Raw genomic sequence first — 21124 nt, forward strand, 5'->3', positions numbered from 1 at the left:
CCCCCCCCGATCGGAGGGCAGGGTCGCCGGTCACGACGGATGCCGGAGCTCAGTAGCGGATGCGGGGGTCGATACAGGCGTTCAAAATGTCGATCGCCAAACTCGCCACCACCACCACCGTCGCAAAAAACACCACGATCCCCTGCACCGTCGGGTAATCCCGCAGCCGGATCGCCTCATATAACCGATTCGCCAGCCCCGGCCAGGAAAACGTCACCTCCGTCAAAATCGCCCCCCCCAGCAGGGCCGCGAACGTCAGTCCCAACACCGTGATCGCCGGGATCATGGCATTTTTCAAAGCATGGGCCAGCAAAATCCGCAGTTCCGGAACCCCCCGCGCCCGGGCCGCTTCCACATAGTCCGCCTGCAGGGTTTGTCTCAAATTCACCCGCACGATCCGCTCGAAAATGCCACTGAGCAAAATCCCCAGCGTCAGACAGGGGAGACATAAATAATAAAGTGTCGTCCAGAACGCCCCCAAATTCCCGCTCAGGATGCTGTCCACCGTGTAAAGTCCCGTGAACGTCGGCGGGGGGGCGTCCGCCACCGGAAACCGAGTTCCGAGGGGAAACCAACCCAACTGCACCGCAAAGATCAACTGCAACACCATCCCCGCCCAAAACGCCGGCACCGAATAGGTGACGATACCGAACAGCCGCCCCGCCGTGTCCCAAATCGTATTGGGGCGGGAGGCCGCGATCGCCCCCACGGTCGTCCCCACCGCCACCGCCACCGCCATGCTGAACACCGCCAACTCCACCGTGGCCGGAAAATGGTCGCCGATGATCTGCCACACCGACTGCCCCTGAGTCGTGAGGGAGGTTCCCAAATCGAAGCGGAGCAGATCTCCCATGTAACTGATATATTGTCGGAACAGCGAACCGTCCAACCCCAACTGCGATCGCAGCGCCTCCTTGGCGCTCTCCGGCGCCCGGGGGCCGAGGATCGCATCCACCGGATCCCCCGGCGTCGCCCGCAACAGCAAAAACACCACCGATGCGATCGTCCACAACATCAGGGGTGCCAGCATCAGACGGGTGATGACGTAATATTGCAGCGCTTTAGAACGAGACATCCGATCTGAGTTGAGAAACAACCACCGCGCCCGCTTTCGAGCGCCGTATGCACCGTTATATCACGCTCCGAGGCACCGGGGAACGGCTACTCCTCCAGCAGCGATTCAAACGTCGTCCGCAGGGAGGGCAAATCGGCCACCCGGGCCACCAGCAAATTTTCCTGGCCCGCATCCTCCAACCGCGTCTTCCAATATTGGATGCTCTCCGAGTTGTTCATCCAGAACTGGATCACCGCATCCACGGCGCGATCGCAATTCCAGCCCTGATTGGAAGCCGCCGTCTCCACCGACTCGATAAACCTGTCCAACTTACACTGGCGGTTGCCCACGTACTCGATGCCGCGAGTCTGCCGCTCCTGAAGCTGTTGTTGCTGGTAAAAAAAGGACAGGATTGGAGAAACGCCGACCAAATTAAAGCTATAGTTCATACTCGCCTCCAAATGCGCGTCGAAATTGAATTCGTTATATCAACTGACTCCCAGGAAAAGGGTAAAATTACATACAATATAGATCTATTTTTATTTAGTTTTTGTCAATTTTTATAAAATTTTACGATATTGAATATCCAATCTCAGAAAATAAAAACAATCTTAAAAGCCGTCGGTATCTGCGACGATCGCCCTTCATTTTTTTTTTCAAATTGGGCAGTCGGACCGCGATCGCCCGTCGCCAAATGCCCCCCTTTTAGTCAGCAGTCGCCACGACACCGGAGACATTTCCTCCCATCCGCGTGTCGGGTGAGGGTAAGATGAGCTTTCAGTTTTCAGCTTTCAGGTATAGCAGTGCGCGATCGTCTGTTTACAGTTTCATTCAGGATGCCCACCTTGAAACCCTCATGAAAAGGAAATTTTGATTCCCTCTTCCCCATTCCCTCTTCCCCATTCCCTCTTCCCCATTCCCTCTCACCCCCAGGGTATCCTTGTAAGCGAGAGCGTCCAAATTTCATACAAGCGCAAACAAGCCAGGAGGAAATATGCGAGCAGTGCTGATGGCTGGCGGTTCAGGAACCCGACTCAGACCACTCACCTGTGATTTGCCCAAACCGATGGTGCCGATCCTCAACCGCCCCATTGCCGAACACATCATCAACCTACTTCGGCGCCACCACTTCACGGAAGTCATCGCCACCCTTCACTACTTACCCGACGTGATGCGGGAATATTTCCACGACGGCAGCGATTTCGGCGTCCAGATGACCTACGCCGTCGAAGAAGATCAGCCCCTCGGGACGGCCGGGTGCGTCAAAAACATCGCCGAACTCCTCGAGAGCACCTTCCTGGTGATCAGCGGCGACAGCATCACGGACTTCGACCTCACCGAAGCCGTCGAGTTCCACCGCCGCAAACAATCCAAAGCGACATTAGTTTTAACCCGCGTCCCCAACCCCCTGGAATTCGGGGTGGTGATTACGGACGAAAATCGGCGCATCAAACGGTTTTTGGAGAAACCCTCCACCAGCGAAATTTTCTCCGATACCGTTAACACCGGGACTTATATTTTAGAGCCAGAGGTGCTCGAGTACCTGCCCCCCGATCGCGAATCGGACTTTTCCAAAGACCTCTACCCCCTGCTGCTGGAAAAAGACATCCCCATGTACGGCTACATCGCCGAGGGTTACTGGTGCGACGTCGGCCACCTGGAAGCCTACCGGGAATCCCAGTACGACGCCCTGAAGGGGAAAGTCAAACTGGATTTCGCCTACGAAGAGCGATCGCCCGGGCTGTGGGTGGGGGAAAACACCTACATCGACGACTACGCCCGGGTCGAAACCCCCGTGCTCATCGGCCGCAACTGTCGCATCGGACCCCGGGCACACATCGAGGCCGGGACCGTCATCGGCGATAACGTCACCATTGGTGCCGACGCCAACCTCAAACGCCCCATCGTCTGGAACGGCGCGATCATTGGGGAAGACGTCCACCTGCGGGCCTGCGTCATCTCCCGGGGGACCCGGGTCGATCGCCGCGCCCACGTCTTGGAGGGGGCCGTGGTCGGTTCCCTGTCCACCGTCGGGGAAGAGGCCCAAATCAGCCCCGGCGTCCGGGTCTGGCCGAGCAAAAAAATCGAGTCCGGCGCCACCCTCAACATCAATTTAATTTGGGGCAACACCGCCAAGCGCAACCTGTTCGGCCAGCGGGGGGTTCTGGGACTGGCCAACATCGACATCACCCCCGAATTTGCCGTCAAACTCGGCGCCGCCTACGGATCGACACTCAAACACGGCGCCACCGTCGCCGTCTCCCGGGACCAGCGCCGCATCGCCCGCATGGTGACGCGATCGCTCATCTCCGGCCTCATGTCCGTCGGCGTCAACGTCCTCAACCTGGAAGACACCGCCATCCCCGTCGTCCGCACCGTCATCCCCAACCTCCCCGTCGTCGGCGGCATCCACGTCCGCCTCTCCCCAGACCGCGCCGACCAAATTTTGATCGAATTTATCGACGACCAGGGCATCAACATCACCAAAGCCAAGGAGAAAAAGATCGAGGGGGCTTATTTTAAAGAAGACCTGCGGCGGGCGCAAATTCCCGAAATTGGCAACATGACCTACCCGGCCGAAGTCCAAGTCCTCGACGCCTACAACAATAGCTTTCAAAAGCAGCTCGACATCGAAGCTCTGCGCCACAGCAATGCCAAGGTGGTGATCGATTACGTCTACGCCGTCGCCGGGGCGATCCTGCCCCGGCTGCTGGAAAAATTCGGCTGCGACGCCGTGGTCCTCAACGCCAGTTTGAATCAAACCGCCCTCTCGACGGGCGATCGCGAAAATTTGCTCGACCAGCTCGGCCGGGTGGTGGAGGCCCTGCGGGCGAATTTCGGCGTCCAGGTCTACGCCAACGGCGAACAGTTTATCCTGGTAGATGAGAGCGGCAGCCCGATCCGGGGCGAAGAGTTGACCGCCATCATGGTGACGATGGTGCTGACGGCCTACCCCAGAAGTTCGGTGGTGGTGCCGGTGCAGGCCTCGGCCGCGGTGGAGCAGATCGCCCGCCGCCACGATGCCCGGGTGATCCGCACCAAAGCCAGCCCCACGGCCCTGATGGAAGCCTGCCAGACCAATTCCAACGTCGTCTTGGGCGGCAGCGGGGATATGGGGTTCATCTTCCCCCAGATGCATCCCGGCTTCGACGGGATGTTTTCGATCGCCAAAATTATCGAGATCCTCACCACCCAGGAGCGATCGCTCGGCCAAATTCGCGCCGACCTGCCCCGGGTGATTCACCGCCGCTACACCGTCCGCTGCCCTTGGACGGTCAAGGGATCCCTGATGCGGCACCTGGTGGAAACTCACGCCCCGGAAAACTTAGAATTGATCGATGGGGTCAAGTTGGTGAACTACCAAGATGACAACTGGGTTTTGATTCTCCCGGACGCGGGGGAACCCCTGGTTCACATCTACGCCAACAGCGACGACCGAGATTGGGTGGATGCCACCTTGCGGGAATATCGAAATCTCGTCCAAGAGTTTGTCAACCAATCTCAGGGCGTGAACCGCGACGACGAGTATTGAGATAGACCGGGGGGCGGTCGCCCGACCCGAAAGCGCCCCGGAACAGATGGCAACCGGGACGTCGGCTGATTCGGAAACCCGGACGGCGCGACGGGTTTCCCCAGATGAACCCCGGCTCTCGACTCTCGCCCCCAATATCAACGATGGAGATCACAAAAAATCGACAATGAATAACTGCATTTTGATGGCCGAGATCGTTCGGGAACCCCAGCTTCGCTACACGGCGGACAATCAATTGCCCATCGCCGAGATGTTGATCCAGTTCACCACCAGCCGCCCGAACGATCCCCCCGCCACTTTGAGGGTGATCGGCTGGGGCAATCTGGCCGAGGAAATGAACCAGAAATATCACGTCGGCGATTCTGTGGTGATCGAAGGTCGCCTGCAGATGAATGTGATGGAGCGCCCGGAAGGGTTCAAAGAAAAGCGAGCCGAACTCGTCGCCCGACGGATTTATCCCTTGGGCGCCTCGCCAGGCACCGGCGGCGAGGATGCGGAACTGCCCGCTACCCCCCCCAGCAACGTCGTCCCCCTGGGATCTCGCAACCGCACCACCCCCAGCCCCCAAACTTCCGGCTCGGATCTCGACGCCGACGAATCCCACCGCCCGACGGCCCCCTCTCAACCGTCCCCCGACCCCGAAGATCCCGATTACGACCCGATTCCGTTTTAGGGGCAGGGGGCGACCGGAGGTCGGGGAAGCCGGGGAAGCCGGGGAGGCAGGGGAGGCGACCGGAGGCAACGGTCAAGCAGACGAGGAAAATCCTATCTGTGTTCTTCCTCCGTTCCCTCGGCTTCTCCCGCTCCCTCCGCCCCGACCCTCCCTCCCCCTACTCCCATGGACTCACACCCGCCGCGGGGACGAGCCGCACTCCGAACACCTCGGCGAATTGAGTCGCCAGCACCTCCCGGACGTCGGCGATCGCGATGTCGGGGACGAATTGGGCCAGGGAACCCACGGCTTTGTCAGAAATGCCGCAGGGGACGATCGCCTCAAATCCCGCCAAATCCGGGCAGACGTTGAGGGCGAACCCGTGCATGGAGATCCAGCGGCTGACCTTGATGCCGATGGCCGCCACTTTCGTGTCCCCCACCCAGACCCCCGTCAGGCCGGGGATGCGATCGCCGGCTACCCCCCAAACAGCCAAAGTACGGATCAGGACTTCCTCGAGTTGGCGCAAATACCAGTGCAAGTCAGTGCGATGCCGGCGCAGGTTCAAAATTGGATATCCCACCAGTTGGCCCGGACAGTGGTAGGTCACTTCTCCCCCCCGTTCCACCCGGTGGACTTCGCGATCGCCCCGCCGGGGGTCGAACTTGAGAAATTGGGCGTCCGCACCCCGTCCCAACGTGTAAACGGGGGGATGTTCAAGTAAGATGAAAACATCCGGTAAACTCGGGCAATTAACTCGCTCTTGAACGAGCCCTTGCTGCCAGACCCGGGCCGGCTGATAAGGGACGAGTCCCAACGAGTAAAACTGGCAGTCAACCGGACGGGGATCGACAAAAGCGATTGAAGTCGGGGTTCGCATGGTAAGATCCTAAGTATAGATGCGCGAGAAATAGGAGATTCGACCCAGTTCAGCACCCTTACAGGAAACGACCCAAAAAAGCAAGGGGGTGTTGACAAAACTTTACTTGACAACCATCAAGAATTGTCAAGGGATGCAAAAGATTTTAAACGATTCACGTTTCTAAAATGCAAAATGTTAACGTGAGGTTATGCCCACACTATGAGCGGGAGGGAGCTGTATGAAGCTTGTTATCCAGGGTAAAAATCTTGAGATTACCGATGCCATTCACGAGTATGTGCAACAGAAGATCGCGAAGGCAGTCAATCACTTTCAGCAGTTGACCAACGAGGTTGACGTCCACCTATCTGTTGCCCGCAACCCCCGGATAAATCCAAAGCAAACCGCCGAAGTCACGATTTATGCCAACGGTACGGTTATTCGTGCCCAAGAGAGCAGTGAGAACCTCTACGCCAGCATCGATCTCGTGGCGGACAAAATCGCCCGTCAGCTTCGCAAGTACAAAGAAAAGCGCAAAGCCAAACAGCATCACCTTCCCAAAACCGGTGAAGTCGTCGCAGAGCAGCCCATTGTCGAGGATTTGATCGGCGATCGCACGGCCGAACTGCCCGGAGAAGTGGTGCGGACGAAATACTTCGCCATGCCACCGATGAGCATCCAAGAAGCCTTGGAGCAGTTGCAGCTCATCGACCACGACTTTTATATGTTCCGAAACGCCGAAACGGGCGAGATCAACGTCATCTACCAGCGTTCCCACCACGGGGGGTATGGCGTCATCCAACCCCGAAACGGCAGCGTCCCCAACGGTAACGGCCAGGGGACTTCCGAATCGGAACTTGACCGCCCGTCGTCGGTCACTTTATAATCCCTAACCCGGGCCCGGCCGCACAGGTCGGGCCTTTGTTTCGAGCGGCCGGTCCCGATCTTCTTCGCGTTTCCTTCAGATCGAGTGACTATAGTGACGATCGCTCGTCTGTTTACAGTTTCGTCGAGGGGGACAACAAGGGGCTTGACAAGGGACTCCATCCCCTGGTTGTTGAAATCCTGATCACCCGGGATTTTCCTATCCCTACACCCTAAACCCTACACCCTACACCCCAGCGCACAGCGCTATAGACGACCTCCCGACCGGCGATCGAAATCACAGAAGGGAGGTCATGACCGTCACGGGTCATTCCCCCCGGAATCACGCCCCCGAGATAGCCCCCGTCACCGGAAATTGAATCGAATTTGGGGATGATAGAAAATATGGACGAATTCAAGAAGTCTCCCATGTATTCTCACCTCAACCTTCTCCCCGGCGCAATTTCCGAAATTTTAGTCTCCGTGAGGGACAAGGGGGTGCTGACCCTCGCCGATCGCTACGCGCTGATGGCCGCCACCATGGACGACTCCCTGAGCGAAGAGGAGCGGACCGCCGTCAACCGGCTGTTGCGGGCCGTCTGTCGGGGTCGGGTGCGGGTGATCGAAGACCTGTCCGCCCTCGAAGAGTAGCGATCGCCTCACCTCATGTCCGTTCAAATAGTTGTTATAAAAACTATATTTAATAAATTAATCCGAACCCGATATCACCACGGATTCCCGATCGTCGTAAATCCGGCCCAGTAGAAGGGGTGGGACAGGTCGCGATCGCCCATTTGAGCCAGAATCGGAGGAAGGGAGACTCCTCCCCGCGACGTCAGCAGTTCCCCACCTTCCAACCGCACCTCCCCGGCAATCATCGCCATTTGAGTTCGCCGCAGCGCCTCCGCCTTCATCGGCATCCCCCGGAGCTGCCGGTAAAAATCGCTCATCAGAGCCAACGTCCCCTCATCGCTGACGGACCACAAGCTCGCCACTGCCGTCCTCACCCCCGACTTCAGGGCCAGCCCCGCAAATCCCAACTCCGCATTTTTATCCCCCACCGCCGTCTGGCAGGCGCTCAACGCCAACAACTCCGTCTGGGACTCGGACCAGTTCACCTCCCCGATCCGATCCAATCCCAGGCGCGTGTCCCAAAGCTGGATGAACGAATTTTCCGGCTTTCCCGGCTGAAACTCGGCGTGGGTCGCCAGGTGGACGATCGCGAAGGATCCCGACGCCACCTCCCGCTTCAGATTCTCCAGGGTGAACTGCCCGTTCAAAAACGACTCCCCCGGCCAGGGTTGGGAGGGACGCTCCCCGACGATCGCCGAGATCTCCACGGGCACCGCCGGCAGGGGGTTGAGATCCTCAAACTCCGAAGCCCCCATCGCCAAAATCCGGGCATTTTGAAGGCTGGTCCGGTTCCGGTCGAACAAATTGAACGCCGGGATGCGCGTCAGGCTGTATTTCTCCACCAAAAACCGCTCCCCGTCGTGGAAGGCCGCGATCGGCAGCGTCCGCAGCCCCGGCCCGAAACACAGCAGCAACGTATCGATCGCCCCGGCCTGCAACTCCGCCTCGAAGGGGGCCACGGTCCACCGATACAATTGTCGGGCCGATGGCAGGTAAGATCGGGTCCCCAGGCGGCTCGGGTGGGTCAGCTCCCGGCGCAACTCCCGCGCCGCCGCCCACATTTGCTCCCGCGTCACCCCCGGAATCACCCTTCCCGTCGGGGGTTGACCCGGTGTCACCAGGGCTAACTTCAAAAATTCCGGCTGTGGCGCCACCCACAGCACCGCCGCCCGAGTCCGGGTCCGCCGCGCCATTTGCGCCAGGATGCGGCTGATGTCGTCCCCGTTTAAAGTCACCGCCGCCAGGTCGCCCTCAAAATAACTTTCGTACTGCTCCTCCCAATTTCTCTCGAACTGGATAATTTGTTGCGACCAGTCGATCGCCTCGGGGGACTCCTGGGAAACGGCCAGCTCGACGCGGGTCCCCAGAACCAAAATGAACGACAGCACAAAGCCCGAGAGCCTTCGCCACCCGCGCCGGCGGATGCGCCGGAACCGGAGACCCGAACGAAAATTTGAGGCGATGTTTCCGAAACTGGCGAAGACCTGACGGAGGTGGTGTCTCATGGTGAGTGATGATTGCACGGGGGCGGACGGCGGGATGTCGGCGGGGTCGCACCCCATCCCTTGTTCTCGTCCCGCGTCAAGATGTCCGGACGCGGCGGACTCGATGGCGCGGCAGACTCGGACACCGATCCATTGTAATCCCTGGCTTCCCCGTATCGCCGGCAGGGGGGGGCGATCGCAAAAAAAGTCGCCCCCCCATCTACTGTTAACATCGAAAACGGGAATATGATTGAAGCTAGGAATAAAGCTTAAACACCTCACGAGGACAATCACCGTGCTTTATTTAGCGGAAGTACAGAAGCAAAAAAGTGGCTTTGGTTTGGGTGGCGGTCGGGCTGAACTCAAGTTGCTGGCGTGTCAGCGGGGGGAAAACAATTGGAGCGCCGTGCCGGGAGACGACGGGGTTCCGGCCGACGATGCCAACAACTACAAAGACGGGACTCTGGTTTTGGTGGAACTCAACGCCAGCAAACAGGTGCAGCGCATCGAGGAAGGCAAAAAACTGGTCAGAATTCTTGAAGATTTCTCGCGATTGCAAGATAAATTTAAAAATCAACAAGAAGAGATCGAACAGTGGAAGGAGTCCCTGACCTACCAGAGTCAGGAACTCAACCGCCGAGAAATGGAAATGGAAGCTCGGCGGGAGCAGATGGATCACCTGCAAGAGGAACTCGACCGCCTCGAAGAACAGCGACAGAGGGCCGAAACCGCCAAGCAAGAGGAAGAGCGCCTGCGGGCTGAAATCGAGCGGGGCCGAGAGGAAATCGAAACCACCCGATCGCGCCTGCAGGAACAAATGCGAGAGATCGAAGCCCAAAAGGCGGGGCTCGAAACCCAAAAGGGATTGAGTCCGGAACAGGCCGGGGAAATCCGATCGGTTCTCGAGGGCCTCTCCGAACCGCCCTCCGTCCAAAGCCTCGAAGAGCGCATCGACGGCACCCTCGGACGGGTGCGGGAGGGGGTGTCGGCCCTCGAAACCTACCGGGCGACGCGGTCGGAACAGGAAGCCCGGGCGTCCGAACTCCGGGAGCAGGTGGACGAAGCGGCCCGCTCTATCAAAAGTCGGTGGACTGAGTGGCAGGAGGCCCAGATGGCCCTGTTGAACGCCCGGGCCGAACGCAACGCCCGCCAGACCTTGTTGGAGCGCGATCGCGGCCAAATTCGACGCCTGGAGGAGCAGATCGAAGGGCGACAGACCCTGATCGGCCAACTCGAACGTCTGGCCGAATCGGTGGCGAACCGCTCCCCGTCGGGGGTCAAGGTGGACAAGGAAGCCCTGCAAAAGATGCCCGTTGAGCAACTGAAGGCCGAGGTGGAGCGCCTGCAGCAGGAGTGGGACCGGTGGTTCCGACTCGTCAGCGACCAAGAGGAGGAACTTAAGTACAAACGGGAAGAGATCGAGGAACTCCAGCAGCAGATCGAACAGGCTTCGGGGGGCGATCGCGGCACCAAAGAGGCGGAGTTAGCCGACGAACGGGATGCCTATCAGATGCTTGAAAAAACTCTGGAAGGGCAGCGCCGCACCCTCGGAGAGCGGGAAGACCACATGAACCAATACCAGGCGGTTCTGTTGGAGCGCCTGGGGGGGGCGGGTCAAACCGGGGTCGCCAATTTTCCCTCGCTCCTGGCCGGACTCCGGCAGCAGCAGCAGGCCGCCCAAGCCGAGCTGCAAGAACTCCGCGATCGCGCCGACGAGTTGGAATCGGAAATTCAGACCGCCGGGGACGAATTGTCCCATCGGGAAGCGGAGCAGGAACAGACACGCCAGCAACTCGAAGCCGAAGAGCAAAACTGGATCGAGCAGAGGCAGACTCTGGGAGAAATTCAAGGTCGGGTCAACCTGTACGGGGAGATCCTGCCACCGCTCCAGGACGGCTGGGATGCTTTGAAAGCGCAGGTGGAGGAACTGGCCGCCGAGTGCCGGCAAATTCGAGAAATGGGCGATCGCAACGCCCGGGCCCAGGGAGAACTCGGCCGGCTGCTCTCCGAATTGGTCTCCTCCTAGACGGGCGCCGTGCGAGATCTCCGCTTCTCGCCCGCCCCCCCCGGAGGACGGCCGGGACTTCTCCCTCCCCGATATCGCGCCGGCCGCCGGTTATTCGCGACTCGAATGACGGTTTGCCGACGACGGTTGTGAATGTCAGACCCCCGACGGTCGGGAGTTATAAGTCCTTTCTCTCAATATTTAACTCTCTAAATTTAGAAACATCATCATCTCTGTTTAACGGACTTTTGGAGAACTCGATAGTCTGATTGGATTGTCTTCAAAATGTCAAAAACCGGGTGGAACTGCGGGAGATGACGGTGGTCGTCGCCGACACGGGGGATATCAAAGCGATCGAAACCTTCACCCCCACAGACGCCGCCACCAACCCGTCCCTGATGACGGCGGCGGCCGCGATGCCGGAATATCAGGGCATCGTCGATGACACCCTCAAACGGGCCCGCCAGGAATTGGGGGCTGGGGCATCCGCCCGGAACGTGGCGGCGTTGGCCGCGCGATCGCCTCGCCGTGTCCTTCGGGTTGAAAATCCTCGAAATCATCCCCAGCCCGGTTTCCACGGAGGTGGACGCCCGCCTGTCCTAGAATAGGGAAGCCACCGTCGCCAAGGGCCGCTATCTCATTTCCGAATCCGAATCCCACGGCATTTCCCGCGATGCTATAATTCCCACGACAGCATCTCGTCCGTCGCGACCGGCTGGCTCAATTTTAAGAGGAATAATTATAATGTTAGAACCGGCTCAAACTGTCAAAATTTTTCAACAGTTACCCGACCAAAAAGTTTCCGCCGGAGAGACAATCTTTGAAGAGGGAAAACCGGGCGATCTCATGTACGGCATCATCGAGGGAGAGGTCGAGTTTTGGGTGAATGGAAAATCCATCGAAACCCTCAAACAAGGGGATGTTTTCGGGGAGGGTGCCCTGGTTCACCGGGACGGCACCCGCGCTTCGACGGCCGTGGCGAAAACGGACTGCGTCCTCGCCACAATGGACGAACGGCGATTTTTGTTCGCGATCGAGCAGACCCCCCTATTCGCTCTGGAGGTGATGCGAAGTTTCTCCGATCGCCTCCGCCGTTTGAAGCGATCGCTCTAAAATCGAAAACAATGAGATGGGGAACCGAAAATGTCCGGTCGTCCGCACCCGAAAATAGACTTCTGACTTCAGTGGAAATGGACTCCGATGGCGGTGGAGTCGGGCGGACTTCTGACGGTTGAGATGCAAAAAAAACGGCTCAGTTGAGCATCGTCGTCGCCGTTTCGATCGCCAGGGCGTTGTGATGCCCGTTTTGCTGGGTGGAACAGGTGTCGTGGGCTTCCGGTTCCTCGCCGACGTAGATCCCGAGCGATCGCGCCGTTTCCACCCAAAATCCGTCCGGATCGACCAGGCGGGGGCTGTTCTCGAACACCTCGTCCAGGGAGATGGTGGTGACGTGATTGCTCTTCCAGGCTACCATTTTGCCGTAGTCCTCGGCGGCGATCACGTCCACGGCTGTTTTTCCGAAGGCGGTGGCGATCAGGCGGTCGTAGGCCGAGGGCGCACCCCCCCGCTGGACGTGGCCGAGGACGGTGACTCGGGCTTCCACCCCGAGGTTTTTTTCAATTTCCGTGGAGATGTATTCGCCGATGCCCCGCAGCCTGACTTCTCCGAGGGCATCTTTGTAATATCGGGATTCGCCCCCGGCGGTTTTCGCCCCCTCCGCCACCACGACGACGGCGAATTTGCGGCCCCACAGGGTCCGCAGGTGGTGGATGCGTTTGCACAGACTCCCCATCGAGTAGGGGATTTCGGGGATTAAAATGGCGTCCGCGCCGCCGACGATGCCGGAGTGCAGGGCCAGGTGTCCGGTGGTGCGCCCCATCACCTCCACCACCATGACGCGATCGTGGCTGGCAGCCGTGTAGCTGAGGCGATCGAGGGAGTCCAAAATCGTGCTGACGGCCGAATTGAACCCGACGGACAATTCCGTACAGGCGACGTCGTTGTCGATGGTTTTGGGAACCCCCACCAGGTTCATGTTGCCTTTTTTCGCCAGCTTTTCTAAAATGGCGAGGCTGCCGTCCCCGCCGATCGCGATCAGGGCGTCGAGTTCCAGGTCGTAGTAACCGGCGATCACCTCGTCCGCCTGGGCCTCCGTGTCCCCCTTGTTGATCGAACCCAGGATCGTCCCGCCCATACTCAGCAGCGGGTCGATGCCGTGGCGCTCGATGCCGTGGCGGTTGAGTACCACGCTCTTGCGATCGATCAGGCCTTGGGTCGCGTAGGGGATACCCCGCACTTCCCAATTGTATTCGGATGTTGCATAACTCACGACGGCGCGAATCACTGCATTGAGACCGGGGCAATCCCCTCCGCTGGTCAAAATTCCAATGCGTTTGCGTTTACTCATAATCTCGTCAGATTGAGTTGTTTTTTGGTTGCATCTAAATATTACCTCCGATGGCCGAAAGGAAGGGTATCATGTTAGTCTTTTTTATTGTTTCTTAACTTACGTTTAAACCGGATCGGTTAAACTGCTCAGATCGCCCGTACATCGCGATTTGAACCGTCATTTCTCGGAGAGACTCGGGGCGGTTGACAAAACCCGATGATTGTGTATTTGCCGGGAATTCAGGAAACGCTGACAGGCCGCACCAGATTTAATCTTTATTTAAGATTTGCCGATTGATTTCTCGGACTTTTTATTTTATATCGGTCGCAAATAAGCTTAAAAGAATGAGAAGAAAAAGGCGAAAATCGGCCGTCCCCGTGCTAAAGTCAGTAGCTAAAGTTTCGGTTGTTTAGAATGGGGCAATCGTTGTAGACCCAGAGGAGTTTTTAATTATGGCGATAAAAGTAGGGATTAATGGTTTCGGTCGCATCGGACGGCTGGTCGCCCGCGCCGGCATCAAACATCCGGACATCGAGTTTGTCGGCATCAACGATCTCGTCCCCGCCGACGCCCTGGCCTACCTGTTCAAGTACGACTCCACCCACGGCCGTTTCGACGGCACCGTAGAAGCCACGGACGACGGCATCACCGTGGACGGACGCTCCATCCGCTGCACCTCCATCAAAGACCCGGCTCAGTTGCCCTGGAAGGATCTCGGCGTCGATTACGTCGTCGAATCCACCGGCCTGTTCACCACCTACGACGGGGCATCCAAACACCTGGAAGCCGGCGCCAAGCGGGTGGTTCTGTCCGCCCCCACCAAAGATCCCGACAAGGTGAAAACCTTGCTCATCGGCGTCAACCACGAGACCTTCGACCCCAGCTCCGATCTGATCGTCTCCAATGCCAGTTGCACCACCAACTGTCTGGCCCCCGTCGCCAAAGTCATCCAGGATAACTTCGGTCTGGCCGAAGGTCTGATGACCACGGTCCACGCCATGACCGCTACCCAACCCACCGTAGACGGACCGAGTAAGAAGGACTGGCGGGGCGGACGCGGTGCCCCACAGAACATCATCCCGGCTTCCACGGGGGCGGCCAAGGCCGTCACCCTGGTGCTGCCGGAACTCAAGGGCCGCCTGACGGGGATGGCGTTCCGGGTTCCGACTCCGGACGTGTCGGTGGTGGACCTCACCTTCCGCACCGAAAAGGCCACCAGCTACCCGGAAATCTGCGCGGCGATGAAGGCGGCGTCTGAAGGCCCGATGAAGGGGATTTTGGGATACACCGAAGATGCGGTGGTTTCCTCTGACTTCACCACCGATTCGAGTTCGAGCACTTTCGACGCCGGAGCCGGCATCGAGTTGAATTCCAACTTCTTCAAGGTCGTCGCCTGGTACGATAACGAGTGGGGTTATTCCTGCCGGGTGGTTGACCTGATGCTCTCGATGGCGAAGGCGGACGGACTGCTGTAGGTTCGCTTTAAAAATTGCGATCGTCCTCGAAACTCCCGCCGCGTCATTTTCTGGCCGGCGGGGGTTTTGAATTGTCAACGCAGATCGATCCGGAGCGCGATCGCAACTTCATCTCCTTGCAATCCCGTCCTAAAATTGAAAAAGCCCGTCGTATGGATTCTAGCCATATGGAGAAAATTACCGTCGATTCCCAAATCCACTTCGGCAAGCCCTGTATTGCCGGAACCCGTATTCCAGTGCAAAGCATTCTCGAACTTCTAGATGAAGGGCTTTCTTTCACTGGCACAACAAACAAAACTATCAAGAGATGTGAATTATAGACGGTTAACCAACGGCTTTCCCAAGTCCCACCCCCACCGTCTCCAAAAACTGCCGGGGGTGGGGGAGTGCGTTCCACACGGACCAAGAGCCGCAATTCCGTAACTCCTCAACGCTGTGGTGTCCCGAAGCGATCGCGATCGCCCTCGCCCCGATCGCCCGCCCGCACCGCACATCATGGGGCGTATCACCAATAACATATAATCGATCCGGGGAGACTTTTCCCAATTGTTGCTGGGCTAAAATCAGGGCCCGTTTCGCAATCTCCACGCGATCGCGCGATCGCCCCGAAAATGCCCCCAAAGGAAAGTGAGAATCCAGTCCGTAGTGAGCCAATTTTGCCCGTCCCCCGGCTTCCATATTTCCCGTCAAAACCACAGATAAAACATCTGTCCGATCTCGCAACTGTTCCAAAATTTCTCGCACCCCCGCCAGGACATATCCCGGACATCGCGGCAACATTTCGGGGAGATGTTCGACGTAGCGATTTTGGAGTTTTTCGATATTCTCCGCCGTCGCTTCCAAACCGCACTGTTCCAAAATTTGGCTGCAAATATCCCAGTCCGTGAGTCCCCCCATATTCAAAGAAGATAAATCGGCGCGCTCGCCTGTCAGATCCGCGATCGCTTCCTCCATCGCCAAACGTCCTGCCCCTTTGGTATTTAAAAGAGTCCCGTCGATATCCCAAAATAAAACCGTTTTCATCTGTTCTGTTTTCAATGATTGTCGGTGCGATCGTACTTCTCTCAGTCTGATCGATTATAATCGATCCAAAACGCGATCGACGAACCCATGCCTTTATCTCCTGACATCCCCCAATATGCCCAGGATTTGATGGACTTTTACAGTCCCCCTCGCCAAGATGCTCGAGGAGTGGGTATTTTTTACGAACAAATTCAGCCCGGAGCAGATTTGGAAAAGATGGCCCGACACCACTATCAATATTTTGTCGGGGAGCAATGGGATCGACATTCTGACGCTTGGATGCGCCCTTGGAAACTGATCTATCAGCGTGCCCGCGACATCGACCCCTGTTTTGTAGCGGAAATAACAGCCGTGGCTACCCTCGCCGGGGAGAAGCATGAGAATCTGTTCTCAAAGTTCTTAAAGATCAATACCGATGACTACGTGCGAGCCTATACGGTACTCCAGACGGCTTTTGACAGTCCGGAGGTTGAAGATTTCCGAGTGTATACCATCGGGGATGGTGAAGTCGTGGAAGGACTGTTGGCGATCAGTCATCGCCGGAACGGAGAGACGGTGATTTTCGCATTTTTAGATAAAAAAAATTCGACTCATGGCTTATAAATTTTGACGATAAATTTGCCCGGTTTAACCATGTCTTTATCTCCTGAAATTCCCCAATATGCCCGAGATTTGATGGACTTTTACAGTCCGCCTCGCCAAGATGCTTGGGGAGTCACCATTTTTTACGAACGGGTTCAGCCCGAAGCCGATTTGGAAGCGGTTGCCTTGCGTCAATATCAATATTTTGTGGGGGAGAGTTCCGAAGAAAGTTCTCCAAGCCTGATCAGTTGGATGCGCGAATGGAAATTAATCTATCAGCGCACTCCAGACCTCGAACCCAATATTCGGCTAGAACTAGACGCGGCAACCCGGGTTGCCGGTCTTGACTATGACGACCGGATCGCGAATATGCTGGACTACGATTATGATGAAACCGGCCAGGATCGCGAACCCACCATCCTCGCGGCAGGCTTTAACAGTCCGGAAGTCAAAGATTTCCAAATTTATAACCTTGGGGATGGTGAAGTGATGGAAGGATTGTTGGCGATCGCTCGCCGCCGGAACGGGGAGACGCTAACCCTGGCATTTTTAGATGATTGAAACGGGGGCAATTTTCCCAAAAAAACTGACTCCCAATAATGGCACTTGTGGTATAATTTAAATGTGAAATAATCCGCAAAATGTATGGCTTTGCATACAGAAACCCAACAATTTGAAGTGGTGAACGTCAACCATCAGGGACAAGTCATTGACCGCCATCAGATGGAAGCGAAAGTCTTCAAGGAACGGGTCAACGACACCATCTTAGAGATGGTCGCCATTCCCGGAGGAACGTTTTTGATGGGGTCGCCCCAAGGGGAAGCGGGGCGGGGCAGCAATGAAAATGATGGCAGCGGTAATCAGGTCGAGGTGGCGATCGCACCTTTTTACATGAGCAAATACCCCATCACTCAGGAACAGTATCAAGCGGTGATGGGAGACAATCCCTCCCACTTTAAGGGGACACAAAACCCCGTCGAAACGGTTGATTGGGCGGGTGTCAAAGATTTTTGTAAAAAGCTCTCCCAACTGACCCAAAAAAACTATCGTTTGCCGAGCGAAGCCGAATGGGAATATGCCGGTCGGGCCGGTACAACGACACCCTTTTATTTCGGGGAAACGATAACGACGGATTGGGTCAATTATCGGGGTACTTTTCCCTACGGCGAGGCGGCGAAGGGAGAGGATCGGAGAAAGACAACCCCGGTGGGCAGTTTCCCCCCCAATGCTTTTGGTTTATACGATATGCACGGAAATGTTTGGGAATGGTGCGAGGATGACTATCACGAAAACTATGAGGGTTTACCCCGCGATGGTGAGGCTTGGGTAAAACTTAATAGTGATGATTACCATGTGTTGCGGGGTGGTTCTTGGAGTGACTTCGCCAAATTTTGCCGTTCTGCTGTTCGCTACTGGCACCCCTCCGGCAGCGGTAAGGATTATATCGGGTTTCGGGTTGTCGGAATGTTGACGCCGGAAATCTAGCGACGTACCTTCGATTACAATTCTTCTGGGTTAATGCCCTGCGATCGCAACAATTCCGCCAGCCGTTCGGCCCGTTGACGTTCCTGCTGCAACTCCGATTCGGCTCTTTCCGCCCGCTGACGTTCATTTTCCGCCCGCTGACGTTCAATTGTAGCCCGTTCATCTCCGGTTAATAACAAATTCCCCTCACTATCCCACCAACGCAGCCAAGGCAAGTCTAAATTGCCGTATCGTCCCCGCCAAATTCCCAACTCGACACCCATCGGCTCGATCGGATAATGACCCCGTTCGTTGGCTTCCATTAACTCGTAATGATTGGTAATTAACTGATAGACTTCAACGCGGGCTTTTTGTACTTCATAAATGGCATAGAAAGCGGGGCGGATGATCTGTTCGTACACCCAAAATTTTCCTGGTTTTTGGCGGTCTTCTGAAGTTTGGGAGAGAGGGGTGCGATCGCGCTCTTCGGAACCGTCCCCCGACACGAATTCAATGGCAATTAGCGGGGGGATATATTCTTGCCAAAGGACGTAGGAACGCCTCACCTGTCCGTCCAGGGTGGGGGGGACGTTGGACACATAAAACCAGTCGGGACATTCGGCCCCTTTTTCCGGGGGTTGCGTCAGTCGCCAGTAAATGCCACAATCCTGACCGATCGCATATTGTTCGTCCGGGTGCAGGCGATCGAGCGTCGGCTGGATGGAATCAGTCAGTAAGATACTCTGGGGGTGCTCCTGAAAGTTTTTCACGAAGGTGCCGTCGGAGTCGGGGAGTTGGGTATGATCCGGAAGGGAAGTAATTCCGAGTTCAGAGAATTTGGCGATGGTCATGGCAAATCGTTTTTCATCGCAGGGGATGGGGGACAGTATAGCATTTTGAAGAGGGTGCGATCGCAATTCTCTCAACACAACCTCGAAGTGCTATAAATTTTCCCACTCATCTTGTGAAATACACGCTTGTTTTAAAATCCGTTTCAACAGATTCTTGCCAATTTCTCCTTGATGAGGATTGGGAATCCGAACTCGCAAGCCATCCCGCACCATAAACTGGTGTTTGCCACCCGAATAGGGACCAACAAAACCGGCGGCTTTGAATACGGCAATCAACTGACGACGGGATATCGGGCCAAAAGGTGGCATCAGGCGATCGGCTCCACTTTCAAGCTAATCCCACCGAACTCCGGCAGTTGATGACCCTGAGAAATGCCAATCAATATCCACTCTTCTAAAACTTCCATCAGTTCTTGACGGCAGGCTTCCAAGGTGCTTCCCGTTGCCCAAACTCCCGTCGCTCCGGGAATTGTACCATAAAACCCTTCATCATCTTCTAGGAGTTCATACTCGGCAACTTGCATGGCTTTTTGAATATATTCTTGAATCATTTTACCTCCTAATTGAATTTGACCTTGACGACCCGTATTTACTTTACAATTCTTCTGGGTTAATGCCCCGCGATCGCGTTCTTCCGAACCATCCTCCGACACATTCGATGGCAATTAGCGGGGGGATATATTCTTGCCAGAGGACGTAGGAACGCCTCACCTGCCCGTCCAGGGTATGGAGGACAGTATAGCATTTTGAAGAGGGTGCGATCGGCGATACCCTTACTGCATAGGTTTTTGGGGTGATTTTCTCTGGTTGTTTCCTGCGAAATAATCTTGGCTTTAATACCATTCCCGCTCTTGAAAAATTTTTTGTCTTAACCAACGCGGCATCTCCCAGTTTGGAGTCCAGAGAATATTGTGCTTTTCGCTGTAGGATTCTAATCCAACTTTTGACCAATATTTTCGTAGAAGCGATTGTCCTTTCTCTTTCGGGTACTTGCCGGATAAGTCGTCAGTTGGCACTGGATGGCAACCGACGGCCTCGCCCCAGGCGAAACCCTGTAAAAACATCGCCAATGCCTGCAATCCGTAATCTCTTCCCCGGTATTTCGGTTCAATGAAGACGCTATTTATATAAAATAAGTGGCGCTTGTATTCTATGGCTTCCCGACCTTCCTCCAATAGACAGAACGATGCGAAGTACGATAAGTCAGATGTCAGACAATCGGCGACAATTATGACTTCTCCTTGGTCGTAATACAAATCGAATCTATGGGCTTGCATTCGGCCAACCTGAATGGGTTCCGGGTAGTCTCCCAATGCCATTCTTTCATCCAATTCTTCTTCAGATAGATCGAGACCTCCGTCAATTTTGATATCGGTGTCGATTCCGGTAACTTGCAAGTTGTCCAACTTGGAATAATAAAGATCCAGGTTTGATAAATAAAAGGTTGATTCTAAGTAAAGTTTCATAATTATTGTTTTTTTGTTTCTCGCGATCGCCTTTTATTTTATGGCTATGATGTGGGTATGTTAAGGGGACATAATAATTGACTAAAAATCAACGGCTGTAACCCCATGATAAGGTAAGGGGTTTGGAGTGATCAACAACAGGATTGACACCGGAAACGCGATCGCCTACAATGAATCCGTGGGGGTGACATGGCTGTATGTATGATGAAAAAATCAACGCCCCCGAAAATAGCATTCAATCGAATTCCATGTCCGAACTGCCACCCCTCAACACCGAAACCATCTGGGCCATCCTCAACGAAGACCTCGACGATCGCACCGTCAACGAACTCGTCTGGCACCATCTGGGCTACCGTTATAATACGGAAAGCGATCGCTGGGACGCCACCCAAGTCGATCCCGACTGGCGGGAAACCTACCCCGAACCCCCCGACTTCATCGACTCTCGCCCCGCCACCGTCAAACTCACCCGCTCCATCCCCAAAGAAAACAAACAGCTCCTCAAAGAGCAACTCGGCTTCAAAGGCTACAAAATCGGCACCTTCGGCCCCAGACAAACCCGGCGGGCGACGATGGCCAACTGGCTGCTGTCCCAAATGTCGATGAAGGGAGTAGGGAGTGGGGAGTAGGGAGTAGGGGGCTCCAGGAGGCAGAGGAGGCAGAGGAGGCAGGGGAGGCAGGGGAGGCAAGTTGATATCAGATCCGGACAACCTCCCCAATCATCTTCAGATGATTTTTGCTGGTAGGGGCGCAAGGCTTGCGCCCTCGGGGAATTGATTCCCAAGCGGTGC

The 21124-nt window shown here is 56.1% G+C and carries 23 protein-coding genes and 1 pseudogene; 13 read left to right on the forward strand and 11 right to left on the reverse strand.

The window, feature by feature from the left end; all coding sequences use genetic code 11:
- Window positions 1-49 precede the first annotated feature (49 nt).
- Together AC0QHF_RS04765 and AC0QHF_RS04770 are read right to left on the reverse strand one after the other, a co-directional pair.
- Window positions 50-1075, reverse strand: a complete 1026-nt coding sequence (locus AC0QHF_RS04765) for an ABC transporter permease (RefSeq protein ID WP_324703040.1) — start codon at window positions 1073-1075, stop codon at window positions 50-52.
- 86 nt (window positions 1076-1161) lie between these two features.
- Window positions 1162-1503: a hypothetical protein gene (locus AC0QHF_RS04770; protein WP_324703041.1), complete on the reverse strand. Its 342-nt coding sequence runs from the start codon at window positions 1501-1503 to the stop codon at window positions 1162-1164.
- 545 nt (window positions 1504-2048) lie between these two features.
- On the opposite strand from AC0QHF_RS04770, the gene AC0QHF_RS04775 reads away from it, so the two are divergent.
- Window positions 2049-4586, forward strand: a complete 2538-nt coding sequence (locus tag AC0QHF_RS04775) for a mannose-1-phosphate guanyltransferase (protein ID WP_324703042.1) — start codon at window positions 2049-2051, stop codon at window positions 4584-4586.
- A gap of 46 nt (window positions 4587-4632) precedes the next feature.
- The gene (locus AC0QHF_RS04780) at window positions 4633-5259 is read left to right on the forward strand and encodes a single-stranded DNA-binding protein (RefSeq protein WP_324703043.1); all 627 of its coding nucleotides are present in this window, start codon (window positions 4633-4635) and stop codon (window positions 5257-5259) included.
- Between the two features lie 157 nt (window positions 5260-5416).
- Here AC0QHF_RS04780 and lipB read toward each other — a convergent pair whose 3' ends face one another.
- Window positions 5417-6118, reverse strand: a complete 702-nt coding sequence (lipB, locus tag AC0QHF_RS04785) for a lipoyl(octanoyl) transferase LipB (RefSeq protein WP_324703044.1) — start codon at window positions 6116-6118, stop codon at window positions 5417-5419.
- Between the two features lie 220 nt (window positions 6119-6338).
- Between lipB and hpf the strand changes: the two genes are divergently transcribed.
- On the forward strand, window positions 6339-6983 hold the full coding sequence (gene hpf, locus AC0QHF_RS04790; RefSeq protein WP_324703045.1) for a ribosome hibernation-promoting factor, HPF/YfiA family: 645 nt from the start codon (window positions 6339-6341) through the stop codon (window positions 6981-6983).
- 371 nt (window positions 6984-7354) lie between these two features.
- On the forward strand, window positions 7355-7612 hold the full coding sequence (locus AC0QHF_RS04795) for a hypothetical protein (protein WP_375341400.1): 258 nt from the start codon (window positions 7355-7357) through the stop codon (window positions 7610-7612).
- Between the two features lie 74 nt (window positions 7613-7686).
- Here the strand turns inward: AC0QHF_RS04795 and AC0QHF_RS04800 are convergent, their stop codons facing one another.
- Entirely contained in the window at window positions 7687-9099 is a 1413-nt protein-coding gene (locus AC0QHF_RS04800; RefSeq protein ID WP_324703046.1) for a CHAT domain-containing protein, read from the reverse strand.
- A 274-nt stretch (window positions 9100-9373) separates the two neighbouring features.
- Here AC0QHF_RS04800 and hmpF point away from each other — a divergent pair, with 274 nt between their 5' ends.
- The 3 genes from hmpF to AC0QHF_RS04815 all read left to right on the forward strand — a co-directional run bounded on the left by hmpF (window position 9374) and on the right by AC0QHF_RS04815 (window position 12196).
- Window positions 9374-11104, forward strand: a complete 1731-nt coding sequence (gene hmpF, locus AC0QHF_RS04805; RefSeq protein ID WP_324703047.1) for a pilus motility taxis protein HmpF — start codon at window positions 9374-9376, stop codon at window positions 11102-11104.
- Window positions 11105-11352: 248 nt separating this feature from the next.
- The gene (locus AC0QHF_RS04810) at window positions 11353-11691 is read left to right on the forward strand and encodes a transaldolase family protein (RefSeq protein WP_324703048.1); all 339 of its coding nucleotides are present in this window, start codon (window positions 11353-11355) and stop codon (window positions 11689-11691) included.
- 136 nt (window positions 11692-11827) lie between these two features.
- Window positions 11828-12196: a cyclic nucleotide-binding domain-containing protein gene (locus tag AC0QHF_RS04815; RefSeq protein ID WP_324703049.1), complete on the forward strand. Its 369-nt coding sequence runs from the start codon at window positions 11828-11830 to the stop codon at window positions 12194-12196.
- Between the two features lie 139 nt (window positions 12197-12335).
- Here the strand turns inward: AC0QHF_RS04815 and AC0QHF_RS04820 are convergent, their stop codons facing one another.
- Window positions 12336-13490, reverse strand: coding sequence for an ATP-dependent 6-phosphofructokinase (locus tag AC0QHF_RS04820; RefSeq protein ID WP_324703050.1), 1155 nt, complete (start codon window positions 13488-13490; stop codon window positions 12336-12338).
- A 434-nt stretch (window positions 13491-13924) separates the two neighbouring features.
- Between AC0QHF_RS04820 and gap the strand changes: the two genes are divergently transcribed.
- Entirely contained in the window at window positions 13925-14947 is a 1023-nt protein-coding gene (gap, locus tag AC0QHF_RS04825) for a type I glyceraldehyde-3-phosphate dehydrogenase (protein WP_324703051.1), read from the forward strand.
- Between the two features lie 71 nt (window positions 14948-15018).
- Window positions 15019-15267, forward strand: coding sequence for a DUF433 domain-containing protein (locus AC0QHF_RS04830; RefSeq protein WP_324703052.1), 249 nt, complete (start codon window positions 15019-15021; stop codon window positions 15265-15267).
- A gap of 4 nt (window positions 15268-15271) precedes the next feature.
- On the opposite strand, the gene AC0QHF_RS04835 is transcribed toward AC0QHF_RS04830, so the two are convergent.
- Complete coding sequence (locus AC0QHF_RS04835) at window positions 15272-15985, reverse strand: HAD family hydrolase (protein ID WP_324703053.1); 714 nt, start codon at window positions 15983-15985, stop codon at window positions 15272-15274.
- 72 nt (window positions 15986-16057) lie between these two features.
- On the opposite strand from AC0QHF_RS04835, the gene AC0QHF_RS04840 reads away from it, so the two are divergent.
- From AC0QHF_RS04840 to AC0QHF_RS04850, 3 genes are all read left to right on the forward strand, one after another.
- Window positions 16058-16573, forward strand: coding sequence for a hypothetical protein (locus AC0QHF_RS04840; RefSeq protein WP_324703054.1), 516 nt, complete (start codon window positions 16058-16060; stop codon window positions 16571-16573).
- A 30-nt stretch (window positions 16574-16603) separates the two neighbouring features.
- Entirely contained in the window at window positions 16604-17113 is a 510-nt protein-coding gene (locus tag AC0QHF_RS04845; protein ID WP_324703055.1) for a hypothetical protein, read from the forward strand.
- A gap of 84 nt (window positions 17114-17197) precedes the next feature.
- Window positions 17198-18037 (forward strand): formylglycine-generating enzyme family protein, encoded by an 840-nt coding sequence (locus AC0QHF_RS04850; RefSeq protein ID WP_324703056.1) that lies wholly within the window; start codon window positions 17198-17200, stop codon window positions 18035-18037.
- A 14-nt stretch (window positions 18038-18051) separates the two neighbouring features.
- Here AC0QHF_RS04850 and AC0QHF_RS04855 read toward each other — a convergent pair whose 3' ends face one another.
- The 5 genes and pseudogenes from AC0QHF_RS04855 to AC0QHF_RS04875 all read right to left on the reverse strand — a co-directional run bounded on the left by AC0QHF_RS04855 (window position 18052) and on the right by AC0QHF_RS04875 (window position 20333).
- Window positions 18052-18867, reverse strand: a complete 816-nt coding sequence (locus AC0QHF_RS04855) for a Uma2 family endonuclease (RefSeq protein WP_324703057.1) — start codon at window positions 18865-18867, stop codon at window positions 18052-18054.
- A 90-nt stretch (window positions 18868-18957) separates the two neighbouring features.
- The gene (locus tag AC0QHF_RS04860) at window positions 18958-19176 is read right to left on the reverse strand and encodes a type II toxin-antitoxin system HicA family toxin (protein WP_324703058.1); all 219 of its coding nucleotides are present in this window, start codon (window positions 19174-19176) and stop codon (window positions 18958-18960) included.
- A complete protein-coding gene (locus tag AC0QHF_RS04865) occupies window positions 19176-19418 on the reverse strand; it encodes a type II toxin-antitoxin system HicB family antitoxin (RefSeq protein WP_324703061.1) in 243 nt (80 codons plus the stop codon). Before AC0QHF_RS04865 ends, AC0QHF_RS04860 begins: the two co-directional genes overlap by 1 nt.
- Before the next feature lie 54 nt (window positions 19419-19472).
- Window positions 19473-19593, reverse strand: a pseudogene (locus AC0QHF_RS04870) (Uma2 family endonuclease); the annotation flags it as partial.
- 107 nt (window positions 19594-19700) lie between these two features.
- Window positions 19701-20333 (reverse strand): hypothetical protein, encoded by a 633-nt coding sequence (locus AC0QHF_RS04875; protein WP_324703059.1) that lies wholly within the window; start codon window positions 20331-20333, stop codon window positions 19701-19703.
- A 248-nt stretch (window positions 20334-20581) separates the two neighbouring features.
- Between AC0QHF_RS04875 and AC0QHF_RS04880 the strand changes: the two genes are divergently transcribed.
- Window positions 20582-20962, forward strand: coding sequence for a DUF1823 family protein (locus AC0QHF_RS04880; protein ID WP_324703062.1), 381 nt, complete (start codon window positions 20582-20584; stop codon window positions 20960-20962).
- Window positions 20963-21124 lie beyond the last annotated feature (162 nt).

It is taken from the genome of Lyngbya sp. CCY1209, from assembly GCF_055795065.1.

Excerpts from the sequence above, each read along its gene's own strand:
- AC0QHF_RS04765 (WP_324703040.1), bottom strand. The coding sequence starts at position 1,075 with ATGTCTCGTTCTAAAGCGCTGCAATATTACGTCATCACCCGTCTGATG.
- AC0QHF_RS04770 (WP_324703041.1), bottom strand. The coding sequence starts at position 1,503 with ATGAACTATAGCTTTAATTTGGTCGGCGTTTCTCCAATCCTGTCCTTT.
- AC0QHF_RS04775 (WP_324703042.1), top strand. The coding sequence starts at position 2,049 with ATGCGAGCAGTGCTGATGGCTGGCGGTTCAGGAACCCGACTCAGACCA.
- AC0QHF_RS04780 (WP_324703043.1), top strand. The coding sequence starts at position 4,633 with ATGGCAACCGGGACGTCGGCTGATTCGGAAACCCGGACGGCGCGACGG.
- lipB (WP_324703044.1), bottom strand. The coding sequence starts at position 6,118 with ATGCGAACCCCGACTTCAATCGCTTTTGTCGATCCCCGTCCGGTTGAC.
- hpf (WP_324703045.1), top strand. The coding sequence starts at position 6,339 with ATGAAGCTTGTTATCCAGGGTAAAAATCTTGAGATTACCGATGCCATT.
- AC0QHF_RS04795 (WP_375341400.1), top strand. The coding sequence starts at position 7,355 with ATGATAGAAAATATGGACGAATTCAAGAAGTCTCCCATGTATTCTCAC.
- AC0QHF_RS04800 (WP_324703046.1), bottom strand. The coding sequence starts at position 9,099 with ATGAGACACCACCTCCGTCAGGTCTTCGCCAGTTTCGGAAACATCGCC.
- AC0QHF_RS04815 (WP_324703049.1), top strand. The coding sequence starts at position 11,828 with ATGTTAGAACCGGCTCAAACTGTCAAAATTTTTCAACAGTTACCCGAC.
- AC0QHF_RS04820 (WP_324703050.1), bottom strand. The coding sequence starts at position 13,490 with ATGAGTAAACGCAAACGCATTGGAATTTTGACCAGCGGAGGGGATTGC.
- gap (WP_324703051.1), top strand. The coding sequence starts at position 13,925 with ATGGCGATAAAAGTAGGGATTAATGGTTTCGGTCGCATCGGACGGCTG.
- AC0QHF_RS04840 (WP_324703054.1), top strand. The coding sequence starts at position 16,058 with ATGCCTTTATCTCCTGACATCCCCCAATATGCCCAGGATTTGATGGAC.
- AC0QHF_RS04845 (WP_324703055.1), top strand. The coding sequence starts at position 16,604 with ATGTCTTTATCTCCTGAAATTCCCCAATATGCCCGAGATTTGATGGAC.
- AC0QHF_RS04850 (WP_324703056.1), top strand. The coding sequence starts at position 17,198 with ATGGCTTTGCATACAGAAACCCAACAATTTGAAGTGGTGAACGTCAAC.
- AC0QHF_RS04855 (WP_324703057.1), bottom strand. The coding sequence starts at position 18,867 with ATGACCATCGCCAAATTCTCTGAACTCGGAATTACTTCCCTTCCGGAT.
- AC0QHF_RS04860 (WP_324703058.1), bottom strand. The coding sequence starts at position 19,176 with ATGCCACCTTTTGGCCCGATATCCCGTCGTCAGTTGATTGCCGTATTC.
- AC0QHF_RS04865 (WP_324703061.1), bottom strand. The coding sequence starts at position 19,418 with ATGATTCAAGAATATATTCAAAAAGCCATGCAAGTTGCCGAGTATGAA.
- AC0QHF_RS04875 (WP_324703059.1), bottom strand. The coding sequence starts at position 20,333 with ATGAAACTTTACTTAGAATCAACCTTTTATTTATCAAACCTGGATCTT.
- AC0QHF_RS04880 (WP_324703062.1), top strand. The coding sequence starts at position 20,582 with ATGTCCGAACTGCCACCCCTCAACACCGAAACCATCTGGGCCATCCTC.